This window comes from Glycomyces paridis (assembly GCF_004912155.1).
GTDB lineage: Bacteria > Actinomycetota > Actinomycetes > Mycobacteriales > Micromonosporaceae > Glycomyces > Glycomyces paridis.
In genome coordinates this window covers 306,304-314,265 of sequence record NZ_STGX01000004.1, presented here as the reverse complement: position 1 = coordinate 314,265, position 7,962 = coordinate 306,304, and the positions used below count along the sequence as shown (strand labels likewise).

General features: G+C 71.0%; 8 protein-coding genes. 6 read left to right on the top strand and 2 right to left on the bottom strand.

Annotation, left to right across the window (positions count from 1 at the left end; genetic code table 11):
* On the bottom strand, nt 1-534 hold a 534-nt coding region (locus E9998_RS07625; protein ID WP_192907054.1), incomplete at its 3' end, for a cellulose binding domain-containing protein.
* 191 nt (nt 535-725) lie between these two features.
* On the opposite strand from E9998_RS07625, the gene E9998_RS07620 reads away from it, so the two are divergent.
* Nucleotides 726-1,997, top strand: a complete 1,272-nt coding sequence (locus E9998_RS07620; protein ID WP_136529102.1) for an ROK family transcriptional regulator — start codon at nt 726-728, stop codon at nt 1,995-1,997.
* 210 nt (nt 1,998-2,207) lie between these two features.
* Here the strand turns inward: E9998_RS07620 and E9998_RS07615 are convergent, their stop codons facing one another.
* The gene (locus tag E9998_RS07615; protein WP_136529186.1) at nt 2,208-3,962 is read right to left on the bottom strand and encodes a family 43 glycosylhydrolase; all 1,755 of its coding nucleotides are present in this window, start codon (nt 3,960-3,962) and stop codon (nt 2,208-2,210) included.
* 453 nt (nt 3,963-4,415) lie between these two features.
* On the opposite strand from E9998_RS07615, the gene E9998_RS07610 reads away from it, so the two are divergent.
* From E9998_RS07610 to E9998_RS26140, 5 genes are read left to right on the top strand one after another with little or no spacing between them, the layout of a single operon-like run.
* On the top strand, nt 4,416-4,700 hold the full coding sequence (locus E9998_RS07610) for an acyl carrier protein (protein WP_192907052.1): 285 nt from the start codon (nt 4,416-4,418) through the stop codon (nt 4,698-4,700).
* Nucleotides 4,701-4,705: 5 nt separating this feature from the next.
* On the top strand, nt 4,706-5,482 hold the full coding sequence (locus E9998_RS07605; RefSeq protein WP_136529101.1) for a hypothetical protein: 777 nt from the start codon (nt 4,706-4,708) through the stop codon (nt 5,480-5,482).
* A gap of 28 nt (nt 5,483-5,510) precedes the next feature.
* Entirely contained in the window at nt 5,511-6,080 is a 570-nt protein-coding gene (locus tag E9998_RS07600) for a hypothetical protein (protein ID WP_136529100.1), read from the top strand.
* Nucleotides 6,067-7,224: an acyl-CoA dehydrogenase family protein gene (locus E9998_RS07595; protein WP_136529099.1), complete on the top strand. Its 1,158-nt coding sequence runs from the start codon at nt 6,067-6,069 to the stop codon at nt 7,222-7,224. The genes E9998_RS07600 and E9998_RS07595 overlap by 14 nt, the downstream gene beginning before the upstream one ends.
* On the top strand, nt 7,221-7,904 hold the full coding sequence (locus tag E9998_RS26140) for a 4'-phosphopantetheinyl transferase family protein (protein WP_136529098.1): 684 nt from the start codon (nt 7,221-7,223) through the stop codon (nt 7,902-7,904). Before E9998_RS07595 ends, E9998_RS26140 begins: the two co-directional genes overlap by 4 nt.
* The last annotated feature ends 58 nt before the right edge of the window (nt 7,905-7,962 follow it).

Here is a 7,962-nt window from a genome sequence, read left to right as displayed (position 1 = left end):
CCGGTACGGCTCGCCGTCCTCGGTGACGATCTGGTTGCCGGAGACGCTGAGCTGCGGCGCCGGACCGTCCGGCGGGGTGGTGGTCGGATCGTCGGTGGGGGTGGTGGTCGGGCTCTCCGTCGAGCCGGTGCAGGGCGTGCCGTTGAGCGCGAAGGACGCCGGTTCGGGGTTGGCGTCGAGCCATGCGCCGACGAACCCGATCGAGGTGGAGGCGCTGGTGCCCAGTGACCCGTTCCAACCCAGGCTGGAGGCGGAGACGCCGGAGCCGGATTGGGTCCAGGCGGCGCTCCAACCCTGGGTGACCTGCTGGTCGGCGTTCGGGAAGTCGAAGGTCAATGTCCAGTCGGACATCGCGTCGCCGAGGTTGGTGACGGCCAGGTCGGCGCTGAACCCGCCCGACCACTCGCTCTGCACGGTATAGGTGACCGCGCAGCCCGAGGTGGCCGCCGATGCGGGAAGGGTCGCCGTTGCCAAGCCACCCAGTACCAGTGCGCCGACGGCGCCGGCGACCAATAGTTTCTGACGATGTCGCATCTAAGCTCCTTGATGATCGTGAGGGATGGGAGCGCTTCCGAAATCACCTTAGTTAGGCACTCGAACAAAGTCAAGTATTCATATGGGTCTATGCTTGGCAGGCATCGTGCAGCCGATCGGGCGAAGTGGGCGAAAGTGCAGGCAGTCGGGTAAGTAAGGCGGCCCGGCAAAGTACAGCGAAGGAGGCACACATGGCGCTCAGCCCGACGTGGACGAGCAAATCGAGGACCAGGGGCCTGATCCTGGACGCCATCCGCGCGGCCCGCACGATCAGCCGGGTGGAGCTCACGGCGGCGACGGGTCTCACCGGCGCCACGATCTCCGAACTCGTGCGGGAACTCATCGACGACGGACTGGTCGTCGAGGCCGGCCGAAGCGCGCCGACCGGCGGCAAGCCGCGCACGCTGGTGCGGCTCGACCCCCGGGCCCGCTACAGCGTCGGAATCCAGATGGAACGCAACGTCTGCGTCATCGTCATCGTCGACCTGGCCGGACGGACAGTGTCCCGAACCTCGTTCCACGGCGTGGCGTCGATGCCGCCGGACCAGGCACTGCCGATGATCGCCTCGCAAGTGGACGCCCTGCTCGCCACGGCCGCCGTGGACCGCAACCGGGTGCTGGGGGTCGGGCTGGTCAGCTACGGCCCGCAGGACCACCGCGCGGGGGTCCTGTTGAGCCCGCAGCCCTCCGAGCCATGGCTCGAATACCCGGTCGCGGAGCGGCTCGCGCAGAGCCTCGGCCTGCCCGTGCTGCTCGACAACGACGCCGCGGCCGCCGCGATCGGCGAATACTGGCTGGGCGCGGTCGACCGACGAAGCACCTACGGCTGCATCTACATGGCCAGCGGGATCGGCGGCGGGATCGTGGTCGCCGGCGAGGTGTACCGAGGCAGCTCCTCCAACAGCGTGGAGATCGGCCATATGTCGATCGACGTCAACGGCGAACAGTGCCCGTGCGGCAACGTCGGCTGTCTGGAGAACTACGCCGGCCCGGCAGCCCTGATCCGGCAGGCCGCGGCCACGCCCGCGCTGGCCGAGCGACTGGTGCCCGACCCCGACAGCGCCGACTTCCTCACGGAGTTCGCGCGGATCGCGGCTGCCGCCAACGCAGGCGATCCGGCCGCCCGTGGCCTCGTCGAGCGGTCGGCCCGCTACCTCGGGGCCGCCGCCGTCACCATGACCATCCTCTTCGATGTGGACGCGATCGTCCTTGCCGGTCCGAGCTTCACGGTAGCGGGCTCCATCTACCAGAGCGTTATCCAGGAGGAAGTGGACCGCCGCACCGCCACCTGGCGGACCCACCCGGTGCGGGTGGTGCCGTCGGTCAACGGCCCCGACGCGGCAGCGATCGGCGCAGCGGCCCTCGTGCTGCAAAGCGAGCTGACCCATGGCCGGACTCGGACTGCGGCGGGGAGGGGCGCCGGCAGCCATGCCCGACCGGTGGTCGCGGTCGCGGCCGAATAGGGGAGTTTCCCCGTCGCGGCCACCATGCGCCGTTGATCGCAGGTCTGCCGATGCTCCAGCCGTGGTTCCGCCGCACCGAGTTTCCGACTTCGGCCGCGTTCAGCGCTGCTCGTCGCGGCGCTCGGGGTGCGATCGAGTCTGCGTACATTGAAGGACCGGGCGGCCCGAGAGGGCCGCCCGGTCGTCACCGGCGCCGGGCGCGAGGGCGCCCTATGCGAGGTCCCATTGCTGGTTGGTGCCTCCGTGGCAGGTCCAGAGGTGGACCAGGCCGCCGTTGGCGGTGGCGTATTCGGCCACGTCCAGGCACAGCCCGGACTGGGCGTTCGTGATCGTGCCGTTCGCGTTCACGTTCCAGCGCTGGTTCGCGCCGCCGTTGCAGGACCAGATGACCGCCTTGGTGCCGTTCGCGGTTCCCGAGCCCTGGGCGTCCAGGCACTTGCGCGAACCGCCCGAGTACACGCTCAGCTCACCGGCGGCGGTGTGCGTCCACTGCTGGTTCGCCCCGCCCCAGCAGTCATAGATCTGCACCTGTGTGCCGTCCGTGGTGGACTGGTTCGGCACGTCCAGGCACCTCCCTGCTTCGACGGCGCGCAGTTCGCCGAGGTCGCCGCCGCTCCCGGACCGGTCGAACCGCCACCAGTCCACGTTGAACAGCGAGCCGCTGCCGCCGGTGAACCGCAGATAGAGGTCCTTCGTCCCCGCCGCACCGCTCACGGGACAGGAGATCGTGGTCCAGGTCTGCCAGCCTCCGGTGACCGGGACGCCGCACGTGCCCACCTGGGTGCCGGTGGGGCCGCCGAGGCGGAGTTCGACGGTGCCGCCGGCTCCGGCCGATGCGACGCTCGCGTTGAACGTGGTCGCGCCGGAGCCGAAGTCGGCGCCCTCGACCTTGATCCAGTCGCCGTTGTCGATCCATCCGACGTTCATGCCGCCGGCGCCGGAGGGCTCGGTCTCGACGCCGTTGCCCCAGGCCATCGTCTCGGCCTCTTGGCGCGCATAGGGATCGAGCAGGTCGACCTGCGGCGGCCCGGCGTCGGTCATGTTGATGGTCGGGAAGGTGCCGTCGGCGTTGTAGGTGAACTTCTCGACGGCGACCGACCTGGTGAAGCCGCCGCCGCCCGGCAGGGCGCCGTTGTGGTAGAAGAAGTACGACCCTCCCTTGTAGTCGATGATGCCGGCGTGGTTGGTGAAGCTGCTGCCCTGCGTGGGCATGATCGTTCCGCGATAGGTCCACGGCCCGGTGGGCCCGGGGGCGGTCGAATAGGCGATGTGCTCCGAGCAGCATTCGGCCGCGAACACCATGTAGTACAGGGAGTTGCGCTTGTAGACCCAGGGCCCCTCCTCATAGAGGGTCGGGCGTTCGGCGTTCCCGGACCGGGAGCCGAACCCCGCGGTGGTGAGCGGGATCTGAGTCGGGCTGCCCGAGTAGGAGGTCATGTCGGCGTTGAGCTTCACGTACCACAGGTTCGGGTTCCCCCAGTACAGGTACGCCTGCCCGTCGGTGTCGATGAAGACGGTGGGGTCGATCTCGCCGTTCTCGACCAGCGGGTGTCCGATGGCGTCCCGGAACGGGCCCGTCGGACTGTCCGCGACGGCCACGCCGATCGCCATGCGTCCGGTGGCGTCGTTGACGACCGGGACGTACCAGTAGAACTTGCCGCCGCGCTCGACGGCCTGGCCCGCCCAGGCGTCCTGGCGCGCCCAGCTGAAGGTGTCGATGCTCAGCGGCGAGCCGTGGTCGGTCCAGTTGACCATGTCGTCGCTGGACCAGACCCGCCACTCGCGCATGTCGAACCAGGTCGAGCCGTCCTCGTCGTGGCCGGTATAGAGGTACACGCGGCCGTCGTGCACCAGCGGCGCAGGGTCGGCGGTGTGGATGGTCTGGATGATGGGGTTGTCCGCCTCGGCCGCGGTCGGGCTCAGTACCGCGATGAAGCTCGATGTCAAGGTCAGGGTCACGGCCATGGCGAGGCCGCGCCATCGGGTTGGTCGTCGCATCTGTCGCCTCTCTGGTCAGCGCCGCAGACTGTTATCGCTAACAATCGTGGGCCTGTTAACTTTCAGTCGCAATGACGAAAGTTTCGGTGTGCCCTCAAGGTAACCAGATGATTCGTTACATGTAAATAGTTCGATGACTGTGGCGGCCGACCCGCCGACAGACCCCTAGGGGCCGCGAGGGTCTTCTTCTCGTGCGCGACGGCGGTCCCGGTGAGCGATCGCGGTGGCGCCGCTCGTATCGGACGCCTCCGGATTCCGTCAGGATTGTTGATCGATACATCAAGGCATTTGCGGGTATTTGTCGTCAGATTTCATTGCGCTCCAATAACAAAGGATCGCAGGCGGTCGCGTCCCCTGGTGGGAGGCGTGGCAGGGATGTGATAAACAATAAAGAAACCTATATATTCTTTAGGAGCGACTGTGGAAACGACCCCCCTTCCCACCCGCGACGACCTCTCCGCCGTGGTCGCAAAGGCCCTCGCCGAGACCCTCGGCCACGACCTGCCCGACATCGGCGACGACACCCGCCTGTTCGAGGACCTGTCGCTCGACTCCACCAGCATCCTCGGCCTCATGGTCAACCTCGAGGACGCGCTGGAGATCGAGATCGACCCCGACTCCATCTCCGAGGAGCACTTCGCGACCTTCGGCTCCCTGACCGGCTTCCTCCTCGAAGCCGCCGGCGCCGAGCCCGCCGCGGGCTGAGGGCCGTGACCGCCCCGGTCTGCCGCCTGGAGGCGGTGATCGACCTCCCCCTGGACGGCATCGCGATCAGCGCCGACGTCCGCACCTTCCACCGCTACTCCATGGGCGCCTCCTCGCTCGCGGCGCACCGCGTCAACGAGGGCGCCGAGTGGCCCGAGGACGCGCCGGGCGTCTCCTACTACCAGATGACCGAGGCGGCCCTCGCCGAACTGGGCGGCCGGGGCCGCGTCGACGCGTTCTCGTTCGCCACGAGCGTCCCCGACGCCCAGGTTTCGCACTTCCTCTCGCAACTGGTCGCCCGCGCGATCGACCCGCTGCCGCACGTCCTGGGCGTCACCGACCAGGGTGTGGCCGCGCCGTTCACCGCGCTCCGGCTGGCCCGCAGGCGCATCGCCCTCGGGCTCGCCGCGCGCGCCGCCGTGCTCGTGCTCGAACACCGGATGTTCCCCGCCGCCGTCGACCTCGGGCGCCGGCCGGTCGACCGCGCGGTCCTGCTCGTCCTCGGCACCGGCGAGGGCCGCCCCTTCGAATCCGTCGCCGTCGCCTCCGGTCGCCCCGACGCCCGGGGAGCCGCCCGCGAAGGCGAGCGCGTCATCACCTCGACCTACCGGAGCGATGCCGCGCCGGGCGAGTTCCCGGACGCGACCGTGGTCGAGCCGACCGCCGGGACCGCCGTCTGGGCCGAACTCGCCCGGGACGGCGGCGCCGGGCCGGTCCGCGTCGCCGAATACGACCCCCTGGTCGGCTACCGAGCCGAGGCGGTGTTCGGTGCCCGGGACTGACGAAAGCACCGCCGCTAGCCCTACGGCATTGAGCCCCAACGGCTCCGACTACGGCGCCACCGCCTTCGCCGACGGCGTCCCGGCGGCGCTCGCGCGGCTGCTCGCCGAGCACCCCGACTGGTCCCCTTGGGGCCACCGCGGATACGCGCTCGTCCCCGAGTTCGCGCCGCGGGGCACCATCGTGCGCACGCTCCAGTCCGACGAGGGCGGCCTCGCGCTGTGCCGCGACGAGTACCGCGAGCACTCGCTCGACCCGCGCTGGACCGCCGCGGTCACCGGCATCCGCCTCGGCGGCGCCGAACGCCTGATGCGCCTGTGCGTCCAGCACCTCTCGCGGCGGACCGTCCAGGGCCGCATGACGCTCGCGCACCCGGTCGTGCGCGCCCACTTCGGCGAGGCGGTCCTCGACCTCGCCGAGGCCCGCCAGTGCGCCGACCTGCCCGCCGCGGGCCGGACCGCCGACGCCGTCGTGCGCGCGACCCTGCGCCGGTTCGGCGCCGCCGGGTACGTCGACGGGCCCGCGCGGCGGCTCGCCCGCGCCCTCGACCTCCTGTCCGACCTGTACCGCGAAGGGGGGCCGGACCATGCCGGACGATGACCTCAAGGCCCTGCGCGGCATCGGACGCGAACTGGCCGAAGGGCTCCGGACGCACTCGCTCGACGTCCACGAAGGACGCGAAGCGGCCGAGGACGTCGTGGCCGCGCTGCCCGCCGAGTACTGGTGCCTCGGCCTGCGGCCCGACCGCAACCCCAAGCCCTTGCGCGAGGGCGGGCGGACCCTGCCCGTGCGCTCCTGCCGCGAGTTCACCGCGCTCATGGAGGAGCTGTGCCGCGGGGACGCCGGGCTCGCGCTCGCCATGCCGTTCTCCTCCATGTCCGCGATGCTCATGGAGCAGATGCTCGACGCCTCCCAGCTCGACGCGCACTACGCCCGCATGTCCGAGCGTCCGACATGGACGTTCTTCGCGCTCACCGAGCCCGAGCGCGGCTCCGACGCCGGGGCGATCACGACCACCCTCGAACCGGGGGAGGACGGCGCGGTCCTCAACGGCGTGAAGCGGTACATCGGCAACGGCGCCCGCGCCTACTGCGGGCTCGTCTTCGCGCGCAACACTGCGGCCTCGGGCATGTTCGCCGTCCAGCCCGTCCTCGTCCCCTCCGACGCCCCCGGCTTCACCGCCGAACTTCTCGACACGATGGGGCTCAAGGGCGCCGGGCTCAGCGAGATCCGCCTTGAAGGCGTCCGCGTGCCGGTCGCCGACGGCGCCCGCACCGCGCCCACGGGGCTGCGCGGCGCGATGCAGACCTTCGACACGTTCCGGCCCTGCGTGGGCGCGATGGCCCTCGGTGCGGGCACCGCCGTCTACGAGTACGTCGACCGGGAACTGCGCGCCGGGGCGCAGCGGAACTGGCGGGACCGCTTCGTCCACCGCATCGAGGCGACCCGCGGCCTCATCGCCACCGCCGCGGCCGCGCTCGACGCCGGACGCGGCGACGGCTCGGTCTCCTCGGCCGCCAAGCTCTCGGCCGTCCGCCTCGCCGACGCCTTGGCCGCCGCTGCGGTTGACGTCCTCGGACCGGCCGCGCGGCTCGACCACCCCCTCATCGACAAGTGGGACGGCGACATCCGCGGCATCGAGTTCATGGAGGGCACCTCCGACATCCAGCGTCAGACCATCGCCCAGGGCTGGATCGCCGGACGCCTCCCGCTGGTGGGGGCAAGGCCGGGGGAGGGGCGATGAGCATCGACGTCGACCTGTGGTGGATTCGCGTCGGCCGCAGCGGGAACCGCGCCTCGGCCCGTGGCGCCGCTGTGCGGATTCTCAAGGCCGCCACCGGGACCGACCCGGTCGATCCGGTCACCGGTGAACCTCGTTGGAGCGTCGGCCCGCACGGGAAGCCCGGTCCGGTGGCCGGGCGGCACTGGAACCTCGCACACGGGCGCGGCTGGGCCGTGCTCGCGCTCGGCGATCGGCCCGTAGGGGTCGACCTCGTTCACGACGCGTCCCTGGTCCGACCCGAGGCGGTGTGCGCCAGGTACTTCGCCCCCGCGGAGGCCGCGCGCATCGGGGCCGCCCATGCGCCGTTGCCGCTCATCGCCGTCGCGCTCGCCCGCAAGGAGGCGTTCGCGAAGGCACGAGGCGGCCGGCTCCTGGACGTGCTCGGCACCGACGTGACCGATCTGCCGGGCCTGTTCGACCTCCCCGCCCCGCCGGGCCACACCGCCGCGCTCGCGGCGCTCGCCTCCGATCCCGCCGAGCCACTCACCCTGCGACAGCACGACTGGAGAAGCACATGCGACAGCCGGCCCCCGAGCGCGCCGCACGAAGCGGCGCGGCGTCCCGCCGCATCGACCCCGAGCTCGCCGCGTCCCTTCGCCGCCTCGACGGCGACCGGGTCGAGGTCACCGGTTTCGCGCTGACCTCGCGCCTGCTCGGCGACGCCCGCATCCGCCCCGGCACCACCGGGCTCGACGCGCG

Coding starts and splice junctions, on each gene's coding strand:
- E9998_RS26140 (WP_136529098.1), top strand. CDS start 7,221: ATGAGCATCGACGTCGACCTGTGGTGGATTCGCGTCGGCCGCAGCGGG.
- E9998_RS07615 (WP_136529186.1), bottom strand. CDS start 3,962: ATGGCCGTGACCCTGACCTTGACATCGAGCTTCATCGCGGTACTGAGC.
- E9998_RS07620 (WP_136529102.1), top strand. CDS start 726: ATGGCGCTCAGCCCGACGTGGACGAGCAAATCGAGGACCAGGGGCCTG.
- E9998_RS07595 (WP_136529099.1), top strand. CDS start 6,067: ATGCCGGACGATGACCTCAAGGCCCTGCGCGGCATCGGACGCGAACTG.